Source organism: Enterococcus sp. DIV1208 (assembly GCF_050530455.1).
Lineage (GTDB): Bacteria > Bacillota > Bacilli > Lactobacillales > Enterococcaceae > Enterococcus_B > Enterococcus_B hirae.
This window is the reverse complement of sequence record NZ_CP172887.1, coordinates 426,836-451,550: the sequence shown is the minus strand read 5'-3', so window position 1 is coordinate 451,550 and position 24,715 is coordinate 426,836. Positions and strand designations below refer to the sequence as shown.

Annotated in this window: 21 protein-coding genes and 1 tRNA gene; 7 read left to right on the top strand and 15 right to left on the bottom strand. The window is 36.7% G+C overall.

Translation table 11 applies throughout. From position 1 onward, the window contains the following. The first annotated feature begins 901 nt into the window (after nucleotides 1-901). Nucleotides 902-1,510, top strand: coding sequence for a BacL2 family protein (bacL2, locus tag IGK91_RS02105; RefSeq protein ID WP_034866194.1), 609 nt, complete (start codon nucleotides 902-904; stop codon nucleotides 1,508-1,510). 505 nt (nucleotides 1,511-2,015) lie between these two features. Here the strand turns inward: bacL2 and IGK91_RS02100 are convergent. The 9 genes from IGK91_RS02100 to IGK91_RS02060 form a co-directional block, all read right to left on the bottom strand. Next, nucleotides 2,016-2,495 (bottom strand): hypothetical protein, encoded by a 480-nt coding sequence (locus tag IGK91_RS02100; protein ID WP_010738439.1) that lies wholly within the window; start codon nucleotides 2,493-2,495, stop codon nucleotides 2,016-2,018. Between the two features lie 241 nt (nucleotides 2,496-2,736). After that, entirely contained in the window at nucleotides 2,737-3,546 is an 810-nt protein-coding gene (locus tag IGK91_RS02095; RefSeq protein ID WP_010720049.1) for an MBL fold metallo-hydrolase, read from the bottom strand. Between the two features lie 50 nt (nucleotides 3,547-3,596). Continuing rightward, on the bottom strand, nucleotides 3,597-4,469 hold the full coding sequence (locus IGK91_RS02090; RefSeq protein WP_010720050.1) for a two-component system regulatory protein YycI: 873 nt from the start codon (nucleotides 4,467-4,469) through the stop codon (nucleotides 3,597-3,599). Next, entirely contained in the window at nucleotides 4,470-5,783 is a 1,314-nt protein-coding gene (locus IGK91_RS02085; RefSeq protein ID WP_010720051.1) for a YycH family regulatory protein, read from the bottom strand. Further along, on the bottom strand, nucleotides 5,780-7,615 hold the full coding sequence (gene walK, locus IGK91_RS02080) for a cell wall metabolism sensor histidine kinase WalK (protein WP_010738440.1): 1,836 nt from the start codon (nucleotides 7,613-7,615) through the stop codon (nucleotides 5,780-5,782). The genes IGK91_RS02085 and walK overlap by 4 nt, the downstream gene beginning before the upstream one ends. A 3-nt stretch (nucleotides 7,616-7,618) precedes the next feature. Then, on the bottom strand, nucleotides 7,619-8,323 hold the full coding sequence (yycF, locus tag IGK91_RS02075; RefSeq protein WP_010720053.1) for a response regulator YycF: 705 nt from the start codon (nucleotides 8,321-8,323) through the stop codon (nucleotides 7,619-7,621). A gap of 242 nt (nucleotides 8,324-8,565) precedes the next feature. Next, nucleotides 8,566-9,255 carry a hypothetical protein gene (locus IGK91_RS02070; protein ID WP_010738441.1) on the bottom strand — a complete coding sequence of 230 codons (690 nt, stop codon included), beginning with the start codon at nucleotides 9,253-9,255 and terminating at the stop codon, nucleotides 8,566-8,568. Nucleotides 9,256-9,698: 443 nt separating this feature from the next. After that, nucleotides 9,699-10,556 carry a DegV family protein gene (locus IGK91_RS02065; RefSeq protein WP_010738442.1) on the bottom strand — a complete coding sequence of 286 codons (858 nt, stop codon included), beginning with the start codon at nucleotides 10,554-10,556 and terminating at the stop codon, nucleotides 9,699-9,701. Then, the gene (locus IGK91_RS02060; RefSeq protein ID WP_010720056.1) at nucleotides 10,546-11,112 is read right to left on the bottom strand and encodes a DUF1836 domain-containing protein; all 567 of its coding nucleotides are present in this window, start codon (nucleotides 11,110-11,112) and stop codon (nucleotides 10,546-10,548) included. Before IGK91_RS02060 ends, IGK91_RS02065 begins: the two co-directional genes overlap by 11 nt. A 314-nt stretch (nucleotides 11,113-11,426) precedes the next feature. Here IGK91_RS02060 and IGK91_RS02055 point away from each other — a divergent pair, with 314 nt between their 5' ends. The 3 genes from IGK91_RS02055 to IGK91_RS02045 all read left to right on the top strand — a co-directional run bounded on the left by IGK91_RS02055 (nucleotide 11,427) and on the right by IGK91_RS02045 (nucleotide 13,710). Further along, a complete protein-coding gene (locus tag IGK91_RS02055) occupies nucleotides 11,427-12,371 on the top strand; it encodes a tocopherol cyclase family protein (protein WP_081122941.1) in 945 nt (314 codons plus the stop codon). A gap of 248 nt (nucleotides 12,372-12,619) precedes the next feature. Further along, nucleotides 12,620-12,692 (top strand) — tRNA-Lys (locus tag IGK91_RS02050). Between the two features lie 418 nt (nucleotides 12,693-13,110). Continuing rightward, nucleotides 13,111-13,710 (top strand): SOS response-associated peptidase, encoded by a 600-nt coding sequence (locus IGK91_RS02045; protein WP_010738444.1) that lies wholly within the window; start codon nucleotides 13,111-13,113, stop codon nucleotides 13,708-13,710. Between the two features lie 268 nt (nucleotides 13,711-13,978). Here IGK91_RS02045 and IGK91_RS02040 read toward each other — a convergent pair whose 3' ends face one another. The 6 genes from IGK91_RS02040 to IGK91_RS02015 form a co-directional block, all read right to left on the bottom strand. After that, entirely contained in the window at nucleotides 13,979-15,706 is a 1,728-nt protein-coding gene (locus tag IGK91_RS02040) for an ABC transporter permease/substrate binding protein (protein ID WP_010720060.1), read from the bottom strand. Next, nucleotides 15,699-16,892: a quaternary amine ABC transporter ATP-binding protein gene (locus tag IGK91_RS02035; RefSeq protein WP_181934179.1), complete on the bottom strand. Its 1,194-nt coding sequence runs from the start codon at nucleotides 16,890-16,892 to the stop codon at nucleotides 15,699-15,701. Before IGK91_RS02035 ends, IGK91_RS02040 begins: the two co-directional genes overlap by 8 nt. Before the next feature lie 199 nt (nucleotides 16,893-17,091). After that, nucleotides 17,092-17,724: a GntR family transcriptional regulator gene (locus IGK91_RS02030; protein WP_010720062.1), complete on the bottom strand. Its 633-nt coding sequence runs from the start codon at nucleotides 17,722-17,724 to the stop codon at nucleotides 17,092-17,094. Nucleotides 17,725-17,916: 192 nt separating this feature from the next. After that, nucleotides 17,917-18,039 carry a hypothetical protein gene (locus IGK91_RS02025; protein WP_010738445.1) on the bottom strand — a complete coding sequence of 41 codons (123 nt, stop codon included), beginning with the start codon at nucleotides 18,037-18,039 and terminating at the stop codon, nucleotides 17,917-17,919. Beyond that, entirely contained in the window at nucleotides 18,040-20,175 is a 2,136-nt protein-coding gene (gene feoB, locus IGK91_RS02020; protein WP_081122939.1) for a ferrous iron transport protein B, read from the bottom strand. Between the two features lie 3 nt (nucleotides 20,176-20,178). Continuing rightward, nucleotides 20,179-20,679: a FeoA family protein gene (locus IGK91_RS02015; protein ID WP_010720065.1), complete on the bottom strand. Its 501-nt coding sequence runs from the start codon at nucleotides 20,677-20,679 to the stop codon at nucleotides 20,179-20,181. Nucleotides 20,680-21,087: 408 nt separating this feature from the next. Here IGK91_RS02015 and nrdH point away from each other — a divergent pair, with 408 nt between their 5' ends. From nrdH to nrdF, 3 genes are all read left to right on the top strand, one after another. Then, the gene (gene nrdH, locus IGK91_RS02010) at nucleotides 21,088-21,312 is read left to right on the top strand and encodes a glutaredoxin-like protein NrdH (protein ID WP_010738447.1); all 225 of its coding nucleotides are present in this window, start codon (nucleotides 21,088-21,090) and stop codon (nucleotides 21,310-21,312) included. A gap of 146 nt (nucleotides 21,313-21,458) precedes the next feature. Further along, nucleotides 21,459-23,618 (top strand): class 1b ribonucleoside-diphosphate reductase subunit alpha, encoded by a 2,160-nt coding sequence (gene nrdE / locus IGK91_RS02005; RefSeq protein ID WP_010720067.1) that lies wholly within the window; start codon nucleotides 21,459-21,461, stop codon nucleotides 23,616-23,618. A 56-nt stretch (nucleotides 23,619-23,674) separates the two neighbouring features. Then, nucleotides 23,675-24,643, top strand: a complete 969-nt coding sequence (nrdF, locus tag IGK91_RS02000; protein WP_010738448.1) for a class 1b ribonucleoside-diphosphate reductase subunit beta — start codon at nucleotides 23,675-23,677, stop codon at nucleotides 24,641-24,643. Nucleotides 24,644-24,715 lie beyond the last annotated feature (72 nt).

Genomic DNA, 24,715 nt, shown 5'->3' with positions numbered 1-24,715 from the left:
TCCGCTAGCTACTAGCAGTTTCCATTTATCGTGACACTCACCATTTCCTTTTTAACCTTCTCAAAACACTTTGATGTTCTTCTCTAATAGCACACTTATTTTAAATACGACAGAAAACAGCAGTCATTGCCATTTGGATTATTTTCAGATCCTATTAAAATCATGTTCATCTAGGAGGTTGAGACAAAAGTGTTCAGCATCAAGAAATAAGAAGGAATTTCCGAAAATTGCTTCTCAAATTTTTGGTAAATTTCGGCTTATTTCCGAAGATGCTACTTTTGTCTCACCGTTTATTCGTTTTTAGAGATACTAGAAGAGACTGAGACAACTTTTGTCCCAGTCCCTAGTTCATAGAAAAAATTTAACCACATCGACATCGTCTTATGGGCGCCCACAAGAGTTATCAACTTTGCACTAAACCAACTCGTTCCCCTTCTCATCCAACTAAAGTGTCTTTGCTTTCGTTTTACAAAAATACGCAGTATGAGAGAAAAACAGCCTAACAAAAATGCGATTAAAAAACACTTTATTTATAAAAAGATAAATACAAAAGTGATTTTAAAACAATTAATATTGTTTTATTTTTGTTATTAAATGAGGAACTTGCTAATTCATTACATACTTTAATTAATTTTATCAATCATTACTACTTACGAATGCACCATCTCTTAGAAAAATCATTTAAAAAAAGACATCTCCTTTATATCGGACTGACTGCTGTCATTCACGATTTTATAAAGAATAAAACAAAAATAAAATTTTTTATTAAAAAACCGCTGTTTTTATTATATATCTATCAGACTATCATTTATTTAACTTTTACAAAAAAGTTATTTTATATGTCACAAAATAACATTTTTAGGAACGTATCTTTCAAAAAATAAAGGTAGTGTGTTGCGAAATGAATATCTGGCAAATGATTGATGACTTATTGAAGAAATATTATCTGACGAATGATAAAGATATCTTAGATTTAATCATTTTAGATTTAGACCCTTATATAAAATCTTGTGCGCATCGTTTTGTATTTAAAGCACAATCTAACGGAGTATTTATTCCTTTTGAAGACTTCTACAGTAACCTTTGTTTAGCAATTTGGGAAGGCATTGAAGATTTCAAGAGTATCTCAGGCTCCACGTTTAAAAATGTTACGTTGCGAAGGATTTATATTGCTGAAAAGAAGACTTGGAAACAATATAAAAAATCCGGAAGCAAGGTCTTCAATAAAGATGGGATTACTTATGACGTGACAAGATGGGAAAACATCGAATCGCTACATCATTCTAAAAATTGCACAGTTAAAAGTGCAGAACGTTCGATCGAGGAAAAACTTCTAATAGAAAATTTTAAAAAACAGGACTTTTTTAGAGGTACCTTCATTGAACTGCTTTATCACGGTTATTCTTGTAAAGAAATTTGTCTCCTTTTAGGAATCAGTAAGACTTACGATGCAAAAACCAGAAAAAAATGTCAACGAATCAAAGAATCATTCTGGAAATATATTGCCTAATCACTATGTTTTTCTTTCCCTATTCATCTACTTTGAAAAATAGCAAAGCATTTCAATGGTATGTCTATCGTCAATGTGGATCACATCTGATTATGTTTCCAACTTTGAGTGTTATCGGTATCTCGCATGGAGAGTGCAAAACAGCGAAACATTTGATATGTTCTAATCATTTTTCTAAAAATTTTTAGCTGGTTTCAACTTTTTGATTATGTAAAAGTAATTGATACACCTATTAGGCGTAATAAAAATTTTCATCCTTTTCACTAATACAATAATAATAGGAAGCTAGTTTCACTTTGTATCTGTCTGTTTTGAGCAATGTCCCTCTTGCCTAGTCTTCTCTATTATATTTTTCATTTACGGTCTAACTATACTTGATCTTTGAATAGCTGTTTCAGCATTTGTCAAAAAATGCCGAAGGGACTGGGAAAAAACTTGTCTCAACCTCCTTCGGCTAATTTTTTCGGAAAGGATCCTGTTAATCACAACTATTTTTCCTTATTTATTATTGACCATTCAGCACTTGTTTTAAACTAGTTTGGATCAACTGAGTATCTGCTGGATTGTCCAATTCCAATTGGCTAGCTTTGGCGTTTGCGGCAGCAGACGGTGTTTGAACAGATTGTTTCACCTTAGGATCTGTTAACGAGTTGATATATTCAGATTGTTCTTGCCACGCCTGCTTGATTAAACGATAGTATTCATCTGTTTTCTCGCTTTCATTAGCAATCGTTTCAGTAGTAGTTGAAGAATCCTTTATTTCTTGCACATTTGAATCTTCTGCAGGATTATTTCCCGTCGATTCTACATTACTAATAGGTTGATTCTCTTTTTCCTTGGTGGTACTATTTTGTGAATTTTCTGTAGAAGTCTTGGTGATCTGCGTGGAAGTCTGATCCGTGCTGGAAGAGGTACGATCAACTCCTGAGTTTGAACATCCCGCCAACAATAACAACCCTAAAATAATAAAATAACTATTTTTCATAAGCACGCCTCTATTAAACAAACATTTATATTTAATTAAATATAATAAAAAATCACTATCAATAACCAATGAACAATATATCTTATCTAAAATTTAAACTATTATAGGCTTATTGAAAGTACACCCCGTTGTTAATAAAACGTAACTGAATGAGACAAAAATCCTCTCTGCTTTAAATGAACAAAAAAAACACTCAAAACAAGTTGTTTGAGCGTTTTTTGGGTTATATAGTTGACTACGGCTAAATCGAAAATAACTCCGTTGCTTCTGAGGGATCGGTATCATAAATATCAAATTCATAACCGACACCTAGATCTTTTTCTTTTAGGACATTCTCCATCGTCAAGTGAGCTAGTTCTTTTAGATTGTTTTCTTTACTCAAGTGACCAAGGTAGATACGTTTGGTACGATCACCAATAACATCTGTCATGACTAAGGCGCCATCTTCATTGGATAAGTGCCCCCGATCACCTAAGATCCGTTGCTTTAAATTCCAAGGATAAGGTCCCATCCGCAACATCTCTAAATCATGGTTACTTTCCATCAAATAGCCATCTGCATTTTTGATGATTCCTCGCATATGATCACTGCAATAACCTGTATCAGTTAACATCACAAATGAACGGTTTTCTTTATGGAAACGATAAAATTGCGGAGCTGCAGCATCGTGAGAAACGCCAAAGCTTTCAATATCTAGATCCCCAAATGTTTGCACCTTCCCCATTTCAAACAAATGCTTTTGTTCAATAGGAACATTCCCAATTAATGGAGACATTGCTTCCCATGTTTTTTCATTGGCAAACACATCTAAATGATATTTCCTTGCAAGTACCCCTACCCCATGAATATGATCTCGATGTTCGTGAGTGACTAAAATCCCGTCTAATTGGTCAGGTGTCCGATCAATTTGAGCCAACAAAGAAGTAATTTTTTTCCCGCTGAGACCAGCATCTACCAAGAGCCTTTTTTTATCACTTTCGATATAAAGTGAATTTCCAGAGCTTCCACTGGCTAGGATACTGATTTTAAAAGCTGGTTTTTCTTCAGCCATTTGACTACTTCCCTTCTTACTTTGTAAACTTTTTTCATTATACTACTTTTTTAATGATCTTCCACCTTTGGAATCGTATTATTTGTTACAATCGTATTACTAAATGCATTGACCGACTCTACTTGGATCGATTTATCAGGTGTTTCTATCGCCACATACCAGACTGGAACATACACATTCTTTTCTCGCACTTTCAAAATACAAGAGTAAGCAAGCTGCCTCCAAAGGATTTTTGAACCTCGAGAAATCTTATTATTTACATACAATGTTTTGATTGCATCTTCTTCTGTGTGTAATTCTGTTTTTTCCCGTAATTGTTCAATATCGGATAAATGTGTCTGCGTGTACTTCGTGACAGCATAACTTTTATCTTGTTTATTCAGTGAAAACACAATTTTAGCTGTGTCATCATAAAAAGGTAGACCATCATATTTCTGACTCGCTTGTACTTCCGGCGTTGCACTGTCTAGATCAGAAAAATTCTTCATATAAACATAATCGCTACCAAAGAGTACATTGTTTTTTTTGTTTAAAAAGCTATTCACTGAACTTCCCATTTTATCAGGATCAAAAATACTATTTTCTGATTCTGTCTCAGATAAAGTTTTTGTTAAAACATTGTCATTGAAAACAATCCCACTACTCAACAGTCCTTTTTTACTTGTCCCATGACGTTGACTGTCCAGTTCCTTACTAAGGTCCGTTTCCTCCGCACTTAAATAATACCCTTGTCTACTTTCTGAAGAGATTTTACCAGTATAAGAAATGTCATCACTAGAAAGTCGTTGTTGAATGGATTCGGTTTGTCCTGATCGGATCACATTATTTTCTTGACTGATCGTTTCTTGATAACTTCTAAATAAAAAAACATTTAACCCTAAAAAAGCAACGAAAAAAATCCATTCAATTTTTTTGAAATCCATTTAATTCGCCTCCGTTTCAGGTAATCGTCCAAGCAAATCATTGACAGCGTACCATTGACCTTGGTATTTTACATACCACTCAGGTAATAAATCGACGACTCGATTCGTTTCCTTGATATTTTGCCACGTGTAGCCAACAATCAACGACTCGATTTTTTCTTTGTCTGCCCCTTTATCCAAAAGACTCTGGATGACTTTTTCTGTTTGTGGCAATTCAACTTCTTCATCAGATGGAATCGGTACTTGGATCGTATTCAAGCTGGTTTGGATCTTCACTTGTGAATCTACTTGATCCGCTCCAATTTCAATCTCAACTTTCCCTTTACTGTCTGAACCAAATACAGGAAATCCTTCTACAAATATTCGATAATCGATCTGATTGTTCTCTCGATCAAAATAACGCATATTTCCTAATGAATTGCCTAATTTACTAATATATGGAAAACTTTGTGAGAAAATATTCGCTGTGACGTTGTCTTGTCCGATTTCTCCCCGAAAATCAACGATTTGTGTTTCTGAATGGATCCTCATCGTCTCATTTCCATCATAAAAAAGCAGTTCATTGCTCTCATTATTTGTTTTGACCTCATCTGGTTTTTGGAAAAAGGCATTTCTAAACAAAGTATATGGTTGTTGTGACAGGATATAACTATATTTTTTTAATTTGATTTTATCTTTCGTTTCATATTGTGTCTCAACAATCGAAGGCGTTTTTTCCATCTCTGTCCACGTACTATCGGTTGCCTTTAATTCTTTTTCCAACTCTTTCCAATCAACTGAAAGATTCGATTCGTAAATGGAATCCGTCTCAAAATCAAGGAATCGCACTTTGTTCTCATTTTTATCAAACTGGATACGCATAAAGTAAATAGAATCTGTCCGATTAGGAAGCGCTGAAAAATCCAAACTTAGATGAAAGGCTTCTTTATACTCACTAAGTAGCAGCGGCGCATTATAAGTAAGCTCAATGCCTTCTTGAATAGTTTTTAACTTGTCAAATTTCTCTTTATCGCCATTGACGATTTCTGTTACTCTGCCAAATCGAGCGCCCTCGATGACTGTTTGGAGGCGAGAAACAAGATTTTCACTATTTGTTTCCTTTATTTGTCCTGAATGCAACCAAGTCACATGTAATGGAAGAAAAACTTCAGATGCTTTTCGGTAGTTTTGTGAATCGATCATCTGTGAATTGGATTCGTCAAAATTAACCGAGGTTTTACCTGCTGGACTTAGCCAAATGGCATATGAGAGGTAGATACTTAAAGCAATCATTAGGAGTAATCCTATTCGAATAACTTTTTCAGAAATTTTCATTCCCACCATTCCTCCTCATATGGTTCATATGGCAACGAGATATAGAAGGTTGATCCTTTTCCTTCTTTACTCTCTGCCCAGATTGCGCCACGGTGGGCTTTGACTACTTCTCTAGAGATAGCCAATCCTAACCCCGTTCCACCTTGGGCTCTCGCACGCGCTTTATCCACGCGGTAAAATCGTTCAAATACCCGATTCAAATCTTTTTTAGGAATCCCAAGTCCTTGGTCAGTAATACTTAAAATCACATTATTGTGTGTTTCCAACAAACGACATGTGATCATTCCACCGTCTGGAGAATATTTGATCGCATTATTCATAATATTATCAATCACTTGGATTACTTTATCGGTATCAATCTCTACCCAAAGATCTCTTTGGGTAAATTCCCGTTTAATCGTATAGTTCTTTTCTTGGTTACCCACCATCATATCAAAGCGGTCAAGAACAAAATTGACTAATTCATTAAAATTGACGTACTCTAACTGTAATTGTGTATTTCCTGTATCCATTCGCGAAAGATTCAACAGGTCATTGATCATGCGGATCATTCGATCTGTTTCATCTAACGTTACTTTTAGGAAATTAGGAGCAACTTCTTCATCTTTCCAAGCTCCCTCACTTAAAGCTTCAATATAACTACGCATACTTGTCAACGGTGTGCGAAGTTCATGAGACACGTTCGAGACAAATTCACGACGTTCTCTTTCTGTTTTTTCTTGTTCTGTTACATCATGCAATACGGCTACCAATCCACTAATAAAACCTGATTCTCTGCGGATCATGGAGAAATCTACTCGTAAAATCATTTGGTCGCTTTCCATTAATCCAGTTGAACGATCAAGTACCATTTCATTTGGGTCTTCTAGCAGTTTACGTAATGTATATTCTTCTTCAATATCTAACAAAGTCAAAATCGACTGACCGATTGCATCTTCATTTTTGACATCCAATAAAGAAACAGCCATATCGTTGATCGTAATGACTTTACCTCTTCGATCGGTCGCAATGACACCATCTGTCATATGTGACAGGACGCTATCTAAACGATTCCTTTCCGCTTCCATCGTGTCTTGAGCTTCTTCGATTCTTTCAGCCAGCTGGTTGAATGTATCCGCCAGTTGCCCTAATTCATCTTGTCCATGGACTTTAACTTTACGACTATAATCTCCCCGAGCAATCCTAATCGCTTGCTCTCGCATCTCGCCAATTGGCTGAGTGATCGACCGTGCGACTAAGACTGATACGACCATGGAGATCAGGGCTGCGATCAACGAAGCTGTGAAGAATATAATCGCAGTATTATTGATTTCAGAATATTTTTGCTCAATATTACTTTTGACGTAAAGAGCCCCGATAACGGCATCGCCGGTCGGGGACAGGATCGGTTGAATATTGATATTCACTCGCTTATCGTCACTATCTAATGCGACATACCTTTTTGTTGTGAAATCATTGATATCTACATAATCGTTTTTCTTACCGATTGAGCTTTGATCACTAACATCCGTTGTCCCACGTATAATCCCTTTTTCATCAATAACTCGAATCTCTAAAATGTCACTCGAGGCATTGTTTTCAATGAATCGTTTGATATTGGCATTGACTTCTTCAATGTCTGCGTTGTCTTTACGATTTAATTCGGGACTGATCGTGGTCGCTAAAGATTCAACTGTTTGATTCATATCTTTGATAAATGTATTGATTGTTGAACGCTCTAACCCTCGGATAAAGTAGGCACCAATAATCTCAATCGAAATCAATAAGATCAAAATAAACGTGATCGCAATTTTGAAATTGACTGATCGAAAAAATCGCACTTTTCCTTTCATCAATTACTCCTGTTCCTGGTTACGTAAATAGTAACCAACACCTCGCCGTGTCACTAAATAATTAGGATGACTTGGATTATCTTCAATTTTTTCGCGTAGACGTCTCACGGTTACATCTACAGTTCGCACATCACCAAAGTAATCATAGCCCCACACGGTTTGCAGCAAATGCTCTCGTGTCATCACTTGTCCGATGTGTTTTGCTAAGTAAAAAAGCAATTCAAATTCACGATGCGTTAATTCAATTGTTTCGCCTCGTTTTGTTACCATATAAGCATCCGGATGAATCGTCAGGTCACCAATCACGAGTTCAGAAGGGGCAATTTCTTCTACTTCTTTGGTAGCAGTTGCGCCACGACGAAGATTGGCTTTCACTCGAGCCACTAGTTCACGATTAGAAAAAGGCTTCGTCACGTAATCATCAGCACCTAATTCCAGTCCTAATACCTTATCGATTTCAGAATCTTTTGCAGTCACCATAATGATCGGCATGTCGTAGGTTTTCCGTACTTCACGCGCGACTTCTAAGCCATCCATTTTTGGTAACATCAAATCTAGCAAGATCAAATCAGGTTCCACCTCAGTGACTTTTTCTAAGGCTTCTTCCCCGTCATATGCAGTATAAACATCATAGCCTTCCTTGGCTAAATTGAATTTGACGATATCCGAAATCGGCTTTTCGTCATCGACAACTAAAATCTTTTTCATTAAAGAGCCACCTCTTTTTTATTATTGTCATACTCTCCCATTATAACGTATTTTCCAAGATGTTTCATCTTTGTAAAAAAAGCCTTACAGAAAACATACACTTCTCACTTGAATCCTCATTTTGTTTATCCTTTATTTGTTTTTGGTGACAAAAAATAAACGAATCAAAAAATAGCAATTTTTCGATTCGTTTTACTGATTGATAGGGCTATTTTATTTTTTATAGAAAACGACGGTATTCATCAGTTATCTACAACTTGTACCGTAATTAATTCTTTGACATCTTCAGGATTGCCAGTCGGGATCGAAACAATCGTTGCTTGATCAAGGATTTCTTGTTCCTGCTTTTTCACTGCTGCTTGATCTCTTGGATCACCTTGAAAATGACTCGGAACAGGATAACAAGTGATCGTACCGTTATGATTGCTTGAATAAACAACTAAACTTTGATAACCATATTCTCCTGAAAGAGTGACCGTTTCAGTTGGAAAAGTCAAACTCGTGCTATCATAAGGATTGACTGCTGCTCCAGCAGCTGAATGTGACACATGAAGTTTAAAATTCCCACTGGCTAAATCGGTTTTGTAATGTGTACCCATAACCGCTAACCAGACACGGGCATATTCAATTTGGTCGTTTGTATAGCCACTTAGCGGATTGGGAGTGACCATTGTTTCGGTGGTGCTGCTGATTGTCGTTGATGCGCTCGTTGTTTCATTTTGCGTAGTATTCGTATTTTTCGCGACAGACTGGGAGTTAGTCGTAGTAGATTGGGTTTGTGATGATGCTTGTTTGGCTGAACTTGAAGAGTTAGTCATTGTTTGAGTTTCACTGGATGAAGCAGCCTTTGATTCTTCTGCTTTATTTCCTTTTGTGCCACAACCAACAAGAAGAAAAGCTGAAATAACCATTACAAATCCTACTTTTTTCATTTATACCACCTCTTTTTATTAATAGTTCGTATTATAACATTTTACGCTGCCAAATACATCGCTACTTAAGCTATATAATATTTATCTTTTTTTGTTTAAGTTGTAAGATGTTGATTTTTATCTTTCCTATCGCTCAGAGTCATTCTTAGCTAAACGATCAAAAACGATCAAAAAGAGACTAAGGCAAAACTTGCCTCAGTCTCTTCTAGTATCTCTAAAAACGAATAAACGGTGAGACAAAAGCAGCATCTTCGGAAATAAGCCGAAATTAACCAATAATTTGGGAAGTGCCAAGTAGATAACAATTAACAGCAACACTAGTATTTATACTTCTTTTCAATTTCCGAAAATCCCTTCTTATTTCTCGATGCTAAACACTTTTATTTCAACCTCTTCTTTGCTATTTTAAGCTGTTTGACTTTGTTGAATAGCTATTTTTCTGATTACTTTTCTAATACTTGAACCCCGACGCCTAACAAACCAGGACCTGTATGAACAACAAGTGCAGGGGATATTTGACCAAAATAGATTTGTTGCGCTTGTGGAAATTCTTCTTTCAATCTAGCCATCATCTCAGTTGCTTCTTCTTTGGCGTCTCCATGCGCAACGGCTAAGTTAAAGACTTTAGCTGTTCCAACTCGTTCTTTCACATAGGAAACAGTTCGATCTAGACTTTTTTTACGACCTCTTGCTTTGCCCACTGTATAGTAAATGCCTTCATCATTACAAGAAATGATTGGATTTAATTTTAAAGCCGTTCCTAATATAGAAGCAACTAACCCAATCCTTCCCCCTTTTTGTAAATATTCAAGGGTTGCCACGTTAAAGAATACTTTGGTCTGTTTGACTAATTCATTGAGTCTTTCAATCAATAATGACCATTCCATTCCTTCTTCTAACCATTTAGCTGCTTGAATTGCTGAAAAGCCTGCTCCGATCCCAATGTTCTTAGTATCTAGTACATACGCTTCCAATTCTTCTTGTTGTTGGGCAATCAACCGAACGATGTTATACGTACCACTTAATCCACTTGAGATTGTTACTGCTAAGATTTTTTCATAGCCGTCCTGTTTGATCTGTTCAAAAATTTTGGTAATTGTTTCGCCATCAGGTAAAGATGTTCCTGGAATCTCTTGAGGTAATCTTTGATAGATTTCTTCCGGAGTAATATCAACTTTATCAGTATATACTCGATCTTTATAAATAATCTTTAATGGAATCACATACATTTGATATTTTTCAATTAGCTCTTGTGGAACGTCTGTCCCAGAGTCTACTAAAATCGCCACTTTATTTTTCATTTTTTTTCTCCTCAATTAAATACTCAGTTTCTAGACTAATCGTTTTTTCTGCCAACAATTTCATCGCAAATGACAAGGTCGCCGATCGAACTGCGATATATTCTACGGGTATCTCTTGCTCCAATATCTGTGGATAGACTTCTCCTTGAGCCAATTGGCTAACCATTTTGATGGCTTTTTCTTGTTCGTGACAAAATAGATTGTAGGCTTCACGGATACCAACCGTTTTCCCTTGAAAGAGGATTCCTTCTTTAATTTCCGGAATCGTTAGAACTTGCTTCAATGATGTAATTGCAATTAAAAATGCAACATGCTCTTTGTTGTATCGTTTTTTGATGGGCGCTGGAACTAGCCCTAATTTCACATAGTTATTTACCATTGAAGAGGTCAACAATGGATGTTTCTCACCTCGGATAACAGGAGAAAGATAGCGATCAACTAACGTTCTGACCTGATCCATATAAAGTTCTAAATCAGGAAGTTCATCCCACTGAGGTAAATGATAATTTTCCAGTTCTTTTCCCCATTCAATTAATTGTTGTCGCATTTTTTCCATTGCTTGTTCTCCTTTGTTGTTTTCACAAACATCTTATTAGAGTTATTAAAAACATCCAATCTAGTTTTTTTAACTAGGTAATTCAATTATAATAAATTTCTCGAGAAAATAAAACAATTTTACTTGCGAATACCTAAAATAAAACAATCTTTCCCTCCTTAAATAGATATCTTGGTTCTTTGTTTGCTATTTTTTCTTACTTTTCTGATTCCTTAAGACCTACGGATAGTAACTTGCTTACTTCTAAGCTTATTTGAAACCTTCAGTCCATTCGGCATGGTACACTGAATAAGAGTGAATGGAGGGAAATAAAGATGATTCCAACAGATAAATTTTTTCAAGGAGAAAACAAAACCCACCCTTTTTTTGAAGGATGGTATTTTAAACATCAAATCGGAAATAACGTTTATGCTTTCATTCCTGGCTATTCGATTGCGGAAAATGGCGAAAAGTCTCCCTTTATACAAGTAATCAGTCATGAACATTCCGAGATTTTTTATTTTGATAGTGCGCAACTCTTTATCGAAAAAGAACATTTATTCATAAAAATTGGTGAAAATATCTTTAGTGAAAAGGGTATTTCTCTTTCGTTAACCAATGGCAATCTGTCGATTCATGGAACGATTGATTATGGCGATTTTACACCTATCCATCGGACCTACTATGCTCCTAGTATCATGGGCCCTTTTTCTTATTTCGCTTTTATGGAATGTTACCATGGGATATTAAGCATGAAACATTCACTACAGGGAGAATTAGTCTGGAATGATCAACCCATTGATTTTGATCAGGGGATTGGTTATATAGAAAAAGATTGGGGCTCTTCTTTTCCTGCAACTTATGTATGGGCCCAGTGTAATCAATTTGAGACGTCCGATGCACGTTTTTTCTTTTCTGCAGCAGAAATTCCATTTCTTGGTGGACGTTTTTTGGGAATCATCGCAGTTTTGCAGATCCAGAGCGAAGAATATCGCTTTGCTACTTACTACGGAGCTAAAATTTTATCGATCGTCCAAGAAAAAGACTATTTAGTTATCACGATCAAACAACAACAGCTTAAATTAACACTGGCAGTCCTGCAAAAAGACGGACATCTATTAATGGCGCCTCACAAAGGATTGATGAATCGAGTGATTCGTGAAAAAGCCAGTACAGAAATCTATGTAACGTTACAAAAAAATAATGAAACGCTTTTGGAACAAAAAGGGATCGCAGCAGGATTTGAGGAAGTGGATCATTTGCATGGTTTTACCTACTAAAATAGGAGACCCGCCATTAAAAATGGCGGGAAGGAGTAAAAATGAAAAAGTGTTAGGGTTCGTTCTTTTGCAAGAACTTTTGTTGGTTGGTATGGTTATATCATACTGAGCATTTGTGAATAAACTATGAATGAATTTCTATAAAGACGTAAAGTTTTTTATGATTTTTTTTAAGCTAGTCTTGCATTTTAAAATCTACAGTGCTACTATTATTAAGTAATATTCAGTAAATATTTCATAAATTTATTGGGCCGTTAGCTCAGTTGGTAGAGCAGCTGACTCTTAATCAGCGGGTCGCGGGTTCGAGCCCCTCACGGCCCATTGGGTGCCAAACCCACGTCATCAGTACATTCTTGGCTACTTCGGTAGTTTCGAAAAGAGTGTACGTGATGACATTTTTTGTTTTTCGGATATATTTTTTTGATTGATCACTTAGTATTGTCCGGGGGAAAACTACGAATGAATGAACTCCGCCAAACCGTCAATTAATTAAACCACATTGCTTCCTCTAACAGATCTCTTCATCGCAACTAAATGATAGCGTTCACTTTACTAATAAAGCATTTATCGTTACAATCTAATTAAAGTTTCAATGAAACAAAGTAAGTCTAGCCCTTTTGACGTATTACCAAAGAAGTTCGTACACCTTGGGATCCTATTTAGTTGATGAGACAGCCTTTTGCCAACCATTAACTAACTATTGGATCGTTTTATCAACTAGTAATTGGAGGAAAAAATTATGTGTGGACGTTATTTTTTTGATTTAGCATCCGATGAGCTGAAAAAATATTATGAACAAGTAAAGCCACAGGCGGAAAGTCGGCAAATCCACATTGGAAAAAATGAAATTTTTCCATCGAACCATGTAGTAACATTAGGTCTTAATCAAGAATCCGTTGTTGTGCCAGGTATCACTCGTTGGGGCTTTACCGGTTTTAAAAAAGGACAGCTAATGATCAATGCTCGAGCAGAAACTGTGGAAGAAAAAAAGACATTCTCTCACCCTTTCAAAGAGACTCGTTGTGTTTTCCCAATGTCGGGTTTTTATGAATGGGATTCTGATAAACACAAAGTAATGTTCACTGACAGTCAAACGTCCGTCCTTTATGTCGGTGGTTTTTATCGAATCCATAAAAATGAAGCTGGATTTGAAACCGAATCAATCATTTTGACCACTCAACCAAGTCAATCAGTGCTTCCCGTTCATGATCGCATGCCCTTAATCCTAGCAAAAGAACAGATTAAAGACTGGCTTAATGATTTAGATTTTGCAAGGAGTCAACTGACAGCGAAGATGCCTGAGTTAAGTCGACGAAATGTAGACGAAAACCATATATAACCAAAAACAAACATGTACTGAAAAATACAATGAGCAAAATGCTTCTCAGATACTTCGGTTTGTTTTGAAGTGTTGAAGCATCATAACATTATTCAAATATTTACAAAAAATTGAACGAACACCTCAATACTAGCTGTCTTGCACAAAAACTTCTAATATATTGGTACAAAAAATGAAGCGTTCCAAAAATAGTAAAGACTATTTTCAGAACGCTTCATTATGATTTACTAGAGTTTGATCGAACTTTTCGTGATCAGTTACCTAAACATTATTCTTTCCAGCTATCGACTGTTTTTTGATTTTCTTTGATCCAGTCTTGCGCTGCTTGTTGTGGATCTTTTCCGTTATTGATTTCTAACATGACTTTTTCCATATCTTTTTCTGACCAGTGGAAATTATCTAAGACCTTATATGCTTCTGGTTGGTCTTCTTTTAATCCTTTGCGGACGATCGTATGGATTTCTTCAGCACTTCCCATAGCTTTTTTAGGATCTTCAAGATACTTCAAGTCATATTTAGCAAACATCCAATGTGGAGTCCAACCAGTAATAACGATTGGTTCTTTCTTTTTGATGGCTTGACCTAATGCCACTGTCATCGCACCTGAAGAAGAAGTTTCTACGGTCCAATCTTTTAAGTTGTCATATTGCTTGATTGTATTTTCAGCAGCATTGACGACTCCGGCACCAGGTTCAATACCGGTGATTTTCTTACCTGCTTGATTGGTTAATTCTTCAATCGAGTTGACATCCATATAGCTTGGAACAGCTAAGCCAACTTTAGCACCAGTTAAATTAGCACCTAGATCATTTATTTGGTCTTTGTACTGTGCATATTGAGAACCATGGGTTTTTGGTAACCAAGCAGCTACCATCCCATCTGATTCTCCTTTAGAAACAGATTCCCACATGATGGAATTATCTAATGGTGTGATCGACACATCATAGCCCATTCCTTTAAGTACTTCAGCAACTACATTCGTTGAAGCTACTTCAGTATCCCATTCTACATATGAAAGATTGATTTTTTTTGTTTCTTTGTTATTAGCTAAACTACCTAAGCCAATGGCACCTAAAATCACAACCACTACAGCTCCAATAATGATTCCTTGGCGTTTTTTACTTTTTTGTTTGTTCGCACCTGTCGCTTTTTTATTATTTGGTTGATTCAAATGTTGCGTAAAACGGTCAATGATGATCGCCAAGATAACTAAAGCTACCCCGTTAACAAATCCATTTCCGACTTGTGCACGTTGTAATGCTGACAAGACGCCACGACCTAATCCTGGCGCTCCAATCATTGAAGCAATCACGACCATTGAAAGTGACAACATGGTGGTTTGGTTGATCCCCGCCATGATCGTACTTTTAGCCAATGGCAATTCTAACTTGAACAGTTTTTGCCAACTGGTACTACCAAATGAATCAGATGCTTCCACCAATTCTTTTGGTACTTGGCGAATACCTAGATTTGTGAAACGAACAGTTGGTGGTAACGCAAAGATAACTGAGGCGAATACCCCTGGAACCATCCCAATCCCAAAGAATGCAACTGCTGGGATCAAGTAAACAAATCCTGGCATAGTTTGCATAAAGTCAAGGATCGGTTTGATGATACTTTGCGCTTTGCTGCTTTTTGCCATTAAGATTCCTAATGGTACACCAATAATGATGGAGATCATACTAGACAATAAGACAAGTGTCACAGTATTCATCAAATCAGACCATAACCCTTGATTGTAAATAAACCATAGACCGATCAACGTAAACAAGGTCAGTCCTGGACGTTTCTTAGAGATAAAGAATGCAACGACTGTTAATAAAAGGATGAACACTGGTGCTGGAATAACTAATAATAAATTAGTGATCCCAGACATCACTGCTTGCCCGATCGTTTGTAGAAAAGCAAATAATCCTGCAAACGTAGTCGTAAACCATTCTGTCAATTTTTCAACCCAATCTGCTACGGGTAATTGATAGTTTAATAAATTATTCATGTTCATTCACCTCACCTGATTCTGCTAATGCTTCAATCACACTTCCTCGAATGACAACCCCTTTAAGTTTACCGTTGTCAACGACTGCTAGTGGCGTAGGTGAATCATAAATAATATTGAAGATATCACTGACAATCATGTCTTTCCCAATGACAGTGACATTTTCATCTAAGAAATCAATTAACGGCCGTTTTTGGCGTCTGGCTTCTAGCGCTTGATCAGCTGTAATGATTCCTTTTAAGTTTCGTTTTCTATCGACTGCCATCAACATACTTACTTCTTCGTTGCGCATTCGAGTCAATGCAACATTCGGACCATCTGATTCAATATTGGTAGTCAACGCTGGAACCATGATATTTTGAGCTGTTAAGACTTTGGAGCGATCCACTTCCTCCACAAATTCTCGAACATAATCGTTAGCAGGATTCGTTAAGATTTCTTCCCCTGTGCCGATTTGCATGATTTCACCATCTTTCATCAATGCAATACGGTCACCGATTCGCAACGCTTCGTTTAGATCATGGGTGATGAAAATGATTGTTTTTTGGACATTTGATTGTAATTCGAGTAGTTCATCTTGCATTTCACGGCGAATCAACGGATCAAGAGCAGAAAAAGCTTCATCCATCAATAAAATCTCTGGATCGTTGGCTAATGCTCGAGCTAGCCCCACACGTTGTTGCATCCCACCAGATAATTGATTTGGATATTGATCTTTAAATGAAAGCAAACTTGAGTTTTCAAGTGCTTGTTCTGCTTTTTGTTGGCGTTCTTCTTTCGGAACTCCTCGAACTTCTAAACCATATTCCGTATTTTCTAAGATCGTACGATGTGGAAATAACCCAAAGTTTTGGAAAACCATATTGATCTTGTGACGACGAACTTCACGAAGTTCTTCTTTACTCAATTTTGAGATGTCTTCTCCATCGATATAGATGTTTCCTGCTGTTGGTTCGATCAAACGATTCAATAATCGAATCAAGGTTGATTTCCCACTACCGGAAAGACCCATGATAACGAATATTTCGCCTTCTTGAACATCAAAGCTAGCATCGTAAACACCGACCGTTGCGCCGGTTTTTTTCAATATATCTGTCTTCGGTTGATGATTCTTCATCATTTCTAAAGCTATTTGTGTCTTTTTACCAAATATTTTTGTTAAATTTTTTACTTCTACCTTTACCAAACAAATTTCTCCTTTTTTATGTTTATGTAAATTCATTTTACTTTCTGAAAAAAGTGACCACACTATACTAACATCGTGTAGTCACTTTGTCAAAAAGGAGACTTTTTTGTTTGCTTCCAAAATAAAAAAAACTTGAATAAAGCCCTAGCGGTTAGGCTTATTCAAGATTAAAATTTGATGATAAAAAATAATTGAAGGACTAGTTTTCTGGATAGAAGAAATTAGTCATTCTTTGTAAGGTAAATTCGTTTCCAATGAAATGTACAGTGTCACCCGCTGTGAATTTAGCATACGGTCCAGGTGAAACGAGCAACTCTTCTTTATGGGAAATCGCAATCACTGTCGCTCCTGTTGCTTGCCAAATATTCAACTCGCTGATGGAGCGGTCAAGATGGGTCGCTTCTTTCGTCAACGTTAATTCAAATGGCAATAAAGGATTCATCTTATGTATCCGTTTCGTTTGACTGACTAATTGATCTAATAATTGTGAAAAATGATCCAATTCTTCTTGTTGCTTTTCTACACTTGCCATAATTTCAGCTTTTGTTTCTTGGATCGATTGAACATCTTGGTATTGCAATAAAAAATCTTTGGCTTTCTCTTTTGAGGCAACGAATGCCCCACTGCCATGGCGAACCTCCATGATCCCTAGATCAACTAGCACATTGATTGCTTTTCTTGTAGTTTCAGGAGAAGCATTATATGTACTTGCTAAAGTGGATCTCGCATGGATCTTCTCCCCTACCTGATAACGGTTTTCCACGATTCGTTCAGCCAGATCAACTGCGATTTGTTGGTATCTTGGACGAACAATTTTTTTCTTTCCTGCCATTTATTCTCCTCTTCCTTCTCTTTTTCAGTTACATCTTACTATGGGAAATCAAAATAAGCAAAAAATCTTAAAAAGGTTTTAAGTCTGTTCCTTGGAGAAAAATCAAAAGAAGCAGAATCAACCACTCAAAAAAACAACGAACGATGAACTGTTTTTCGATCATCACTCGTTGTTTTTATCATCTCACATCCGTTAGATTTTCTTTACTGGGCAAGCACTTTTACAGTCATCACACGTTTTTCCTGATTTGATACGTGAAAATATAATATAACCAGCACTGCCAAAGATCAATACACTTAATAAAAAAGTCGCCATTTAATTTCCACCTTCTAATGATAACGTCAAAATTTCTTGTTTCTTCTGCTGCTTTTTCAATAAAGCGTAACCTAATCCAATCAGGACCATACCTGCTAAATAAGTCGAAAATACGATAGAGCCGCCTTCTAATAAATGAGCGAACTGATAAATCATGAAGCTTACCAAGTAAGCAAACCCACATTGATAACCAACTGCGATCAGTGTCCATTTCCTTGAATTCATTTCACGATGGATCGCACCGATTGCTGCAAAACAAGGGGCACAAAGCAGATTGAACGACAACAAGGAATAAGCAGCAGCGGAAGTATACGTACCTTGTAATGCTTGCCAAATCTCTCGACCATTTTCCGCTACTTCTTTGTGCCCAAACAAAATACCAAAAGTCCCAATGACATTTTCTTTGGCCACTAATCCAGTGATCGTAGCTACTGTTCCTTGCCAATTCCCCCATCCTAGTGGTTGGAAAAGAGGAGCCACAATCCGTCCAACACTTGCTAGAATACTTTGATCTTCTGTAACAGGTTGACCAAAAAAGTTATACGAAGAAGTAAACCAAATCAAAATACTTGAAACAAAGATGATCGTTCCTGCTTTTTTGACGAATGATTTACTGCGGTCATAGGTTTGGCGTAAAATCGTTGTTCCTTGTGGAAAATGATACGCTGGTAGTTCCATAATAAATGGTGCGGTATCGCCAGCAAATAACTTCGTCTTCTTCAACATGATCCCTGATAAAACGATGGAAGACATACCTAGAAAATAAGCAGAGGGTGCTACCCAAGAAGTATGGGGGAAAAAAGCTCCTGCAATCAAAGCAATGATTGGTAATTTAGCAGAACATGGCATAAACGTCGTGACCATAATCGTCAAGCGCCGATCTTGCTCATTTTCAATGGTTCGGCTAGCCATCACCCCTGGAACGCCACAACCTGTAGCAATCAACATAGGAATAAACGATTTTCCTGACAAACCAAATTTCCGAAATAAACGATCCATCACAAAAGCGATCCGTGACATGTAGCCACAATCTTCCAAGAAACTTAAACACAAGAACAAGACGATCAGCTGAGGTAGAAAGCCCAACACTGCGCCTACCCCTGCTATGATTCCATTGAGGATCAATTGTTGCATCCACTGTGCCACTTGCCAGTTGACCAGTACCTGTTCGACGTGTTGTGGCAACCAGCTGCCAAATAACGTGTCATTGATCCAATCAGTTCCCATTGTTCCGATTGTTTGAATCGCTAAATAATAGATCAGCCACATGACAAAAGCAAAAATTGGTAAAGCGAACCAGCGATTAGTAACGATTCGATCGATTTTATCACTGATGGACAAGCGAAATGAATCCGTAGACACGACACAAAGTTCAGTAAGTTGCGTTAGCCATTCATATCGTTCATTAATAACTATTGTTTCGCTATCTTCATCAAATAGTCTCTCTGTCAGACGAATCAGCTGCTCAATTTCTTTTTCTTGTTTTGTCGTTATTGTTTGTTTTTCCCATAACTGTGGATCACGCTCAAAATATTTGATGGCAGACCAGCGTTGAAAAGGCTGATCTTTTCCTAATATCTCTTCGATTTCATGGATTGCAGCTTCTAGTCGATCGTCATAATTAGTTAGTAAGGATACCTTCTGTTCTTTTGGCTGCTTGGAGGCATCAATGATTTTCTTCGTGAGTTTATCCAATCCTTCTTTTTTCAATACACTGATAGGAATCACAGATATGCCTAAACCATAACTTAATTTTTCGACATTGATTTTTTTGCCATTTTTTTTAATGATATCCATCATATTCAGTCCGATAATGATGGGGATTCCTAGATCTAATAATTGTGAAGTCAGATAAAGATTTCTTTCTAAATTTGTGGCATCGACAATATTGATGATCAGATCAGGACATTCGTTGGTCAAATAATCTCTCGCAATTACTTCTTCAGGTGTATAAGGTGACAGGGAATAGATTCCAGGTAAATCTTGAATCTTGATTATCGGATTCTTCTTCATTTTTCCTTCTTTTTTTTCCACCGTTACCCCTGGCCAATTCCCTACGTATTGTTTAGCACCAGTTAAGGCATTGAATAAACTACTCTTTCCACTATTAGGGTTACCGACTAAAGCTACCTTCATTTTTTACACCTCTTTTTGCACAAGGATCAACATTGCTTCTTCTTTACGAAGCGTTAACTCATACCCTCGCAAGGTAATTTCTAACGGGTCTCCTAGTGGTGCTAATTTTCTTACGGTCAAAGGAACATTTTTCGTTACACCCATATCCATCAAACGCCGTTTAACAGCGCCTTTTCCATGTATCCCTACAACGATTCCTCGTTCTCCAACAGTCAGTTGATCTAATGAAGTCCAGTTATCCTTAGAAAGTTCGTTCTTTTTCACTAAAATTTGTTTAAACAACTCTCGATCGATCGCGATCCGATTATTTTTTAGCAGGACGATTCCATTACTTCCTGATCGATTGATAACAACGAGTTTACTTCCAACGATTATACCGAGATTTTGCAAATGTTTTTTGACTGCTTCACTCGTTTGCAATTTTTCAATTTGGTAAACAAGATTTAGCTTCGCTTCTTCTAAAGGGACAGTGGCATCTAAAGATAAAGTAGCATTCAAATTCATAAATCGATTTTCATCTCCTTCTTGTGAAAAACATCATGATAGTTCTTTCTATTTTTTTTCCCTATTATTTACTTCATTTATCAACATACATTGAGAATCATTCTCAATAAGAATACTCTCGTTACTTGATAAAGTCAACGAACGTTGTGATTTTATGAGCGAACTTTCATTTAACCATTTAATAAGGAGATAAAAAAATCTTTTCGGGGATTTTTCCACAACCTTCACTGTACTAAAACAAGTATTTTTTCCCCTGTTACTTGTTTTCAGCTGTTTTTCAAAAACCACAAAACATAGTATTCCACAGTTTCCACAACACAAGATGTAGTGTTTGTTGTTTGACTTTTTTACTAATAGTTTTATACTATTCATTATAGATAAACAAGAGCTGTGGAGGAGGCAATACACATGAATGTCAAAATATTTTCTAAAAATAATTGTATGCAATGCAAGATGGTCAAACGCTTTTTAACTGACAACCAAATCGATTTTGAAGAAGTTAATATCGACGAACAACCAGATGCAATTGAATGGTTAAAAGCTCAAGGATTCCAAAGTGTTCCTGTCATTACGTCAGATGCACAAACGGTGATCGGGTTTCGACCAGATCAACTTCGCAAACTTGCTAGTTAGTCACCAGTCAATCGAAATGGAAAAGAACGTAGAATTGGATTTGATGGAATTGAGGCACTTGTTTTTGCCGTAAACTCCCCAAATCCTTTTTTACAGCACGAAACAATATTCACTATCAAAATATGGAATGAAGGTTGGGCGTACTTATGAGTCTTAAGCAGTTAAAAGATGTTAGTTACTTTAAATTAAACAATGAAATCAATCGACCAGTAAATGGTCAGATCCCGCTAAATAAAGATAAAGAAGCGCTAACCGCTTTTTTTGAAGAAAATGTCAAACCAAACACGATGACGTTTGCAACAGCAATGGATAAAATCAATTATTTGATTGAAAACGACTATTTAGAGTCAGAATTTATCCAACTGTACTCTGCTGAATTTATTGAATCACTTTATCAATTTTTAGCAGAACAACACTTTACCTTTAAATCATTTATGGCTGCCTACAAATTTTATTCACAATATGCGTTAAAAACGAATGATGGTACTGCTTATCTTGAATCTTATGAAGATCGAGTAGCTTTCAACGCACTTTATTTTGCTAATGGTGATGAACAATTAGCGTTGTCTTTAGCAGATGAAATGATCCACCAACGTTACCAACCTGCTACCCCTTCTTTCTTGAATGCCGGTCGGAAACGTCGTGGGGAACTCGTTTCTTGTTTCTTGACACAAGTAACTGATGATATGAACTCTATCGGTCGTTCGATCAACTCTGCTTTACAACTATCACGTATCGGTGGTGGTGTTGGGATCACTCTTTCAAACCTACGTGAAGCGGGGGCACCGATCAAAGGTTATGAAGGAGCAGCAAGTGGTGTTGTCCCTGTTATGAAATTATTTGAAGATAGTTTTAGCTATTCAAACCAATTAGGTCAACGTCAAGGTGCTGGTGTCGTTTATTTGAACGTCTTCCACCCAGATATCATTGCTTTTCTTTCTGCCAAGAAAGAAAATGCAGATGAAAAGATCCGAGTAAAGACACTTTCACTTGGTGTAATCGTTCCTGATAAATTTTACGAGTTAGCTCGTAAAAATGAAGAAATGTATCTTTTCAGTCCTTATAGTGTGGAAAAAGAATATGGCGTGCCATTTTCTTATGTCGACATCACTGCTGAGTATGATCATTTAGTAGCGAATCCTAATATTCGGAAACAAAAAATCAAAGCACGTGAACTTGAAAATGAAATTTCGAAATTACAACAAGAATCCGGTTATCCTTATATCATCAATATTGATACAGCTAATCGTGAAAATCCAGTTGACGGAAAGATCATCATGAGTAACTTGTGTTCGGAAATCCTACAAGTTCAAACACCTTCTGTTATCAATGGAAAACAAGAATATGAAGTATTAGGAACGGACATCTCATGTAATCTCGGTTCGACTAACATCGTTAACTTGATGGACAGCCCTGATTTTGGTCAGTCTGTGCGTACGATGACACGGGCATTGACTTACATCACAGATGCTTCCGATATCGATGTTGTCCCTCCAATCCAAAATGGAAACAAATTGAATCATACGATCGGACTAGGAGCAATGGGCTTACACACTTTCTTTGCGAAGGAACAAATGGCGTATGGCTCTGAAGAATCCTTAGATTTCACAAATATTTACTTTATGCTTTTAAATTACTGGACATTAGTTGAAAGTAATACGATTGCTCGTGAAAGAAAACAAGTCTTCCATAACTTTGAAAAATCTGCTTATGCAGATGGAAGCTATTTTGATAAATATGTTACTGGAGAATTCCAACCAAAATCTGATAAAGTAAAAGCTTTATTTGAAGGAATCTTTATTCCAACTGCTGAAGATTGGGAAAACTTAAAACAAGCGATCATGACCGATGGTTTATACCATCAAAATCGTCTAGCTGTAGCACCGAATGGTTCGATTTCTTATATCAATGACACTAGTGCAAGTATTCATCCGATTACACGCATGATCGAAGAGCGTCAAGAAAAGAAAATCGGGAAAATCTATTACCCAGCGCCTTATCTGTCAAATGAAACAATTCCTTACTATACTTCAGCTTATGACATGGACATGCGAAAAGTCATTGACATTTACGCAACTGCTCAACAACATGTAGATCAAGGAATGAGTTTAACCCTATTTATGCGTTCTGAAATCCCAGAAGGTCTATATGAATGGAAAACAACGACTAAACAAACAACACGTGATTTGAATATCTTACGTCACTACGCTTTCCATAAAGGAATCAAATCAATTTATTACGTTCGGACGTTTACTGATGATGCAGAAGAAATCGGCAGCAATCAATGTGAAAGTTGTGTCATCTAAAACAAGTAAGCAAAAAAAATGAACAGACAGGTAATTTAAATAAAGGAGCATTTCTCATGTCAGAAACTTACTATGAAGCAATAAACTGGAATGAAATTGAAGATATCATTGATAAATCTACGTGGGAGAAACTAACTGAACAATTTTGGTTAGATACCCGTATTCCTTTGTCTAATGATTTAGATGACTGGCGGACACTGTCACAGTTAGAAAAAGATACGGTTGGCCATGTCTTCGGTGGACTGACTTTACTCGATACTGTCCAATCAGAAAGCGGAATGGATCAGCTGCGTAAGGATGTCCGTACGCCGCATGAAGAGGCTGTATTGAACAATATCCAATTTATGGAATCGGTCCATGCAAAAAGTTATTCTTCCATTTTTAGTACATTGAATACAAAAAAAGAAATCGAAGAAATCTTTGAATGGACGAATACAAATCCTTATTTACAAAAAAAAGCGGAACGTATCAATGAAATCTACAAAAATGGCACAGCTTTAGAAAAGAAAATCGCTAGTGTGTTCTTAGAAACATTCTTATTTTATTCCGGCTTTTATACTCCTCTTTATTATTTAGGAAATAATAAGTTAGCGAATGTAGCAGAAATCATCAAATTGATTATTCGAGATGAATCTGTTCATGGGACTTACATTGGCTACAAATTCCAATTAGGTTACAATGAACTATCAGAAGAAGCACAAGAACAGCTAAAAGACTGGATGTATAATTTATTATATGAATTGTACGAAAATGAAGAACGTTATACCGAGGAACTGTATGATCCAATCGGTTGGACGGAAGAAGTAAAAACATTCTTGCGCTACAATGCCAATAAAGCATTGATGAACCTGGGAATGGATCCACTTTTTCCAGATACAGCGAATGATGTCAATCCAATCGTGATGAACGGTATCTCTACCGGTACCAGCAACCATGATTTCTTCTCACAAGTGGGAAATGGCTACCTCTTAGGGCATGTGGAAGCAATGCAAGATGACGATTATTTGATTGGTTTAGATGACTAAATAGGAAAAGAACGTTTAAGCGTTGGGTTGTCCCCACCTTAAACGTTCTTTTTTATGTGCTTTTTCTCAGTC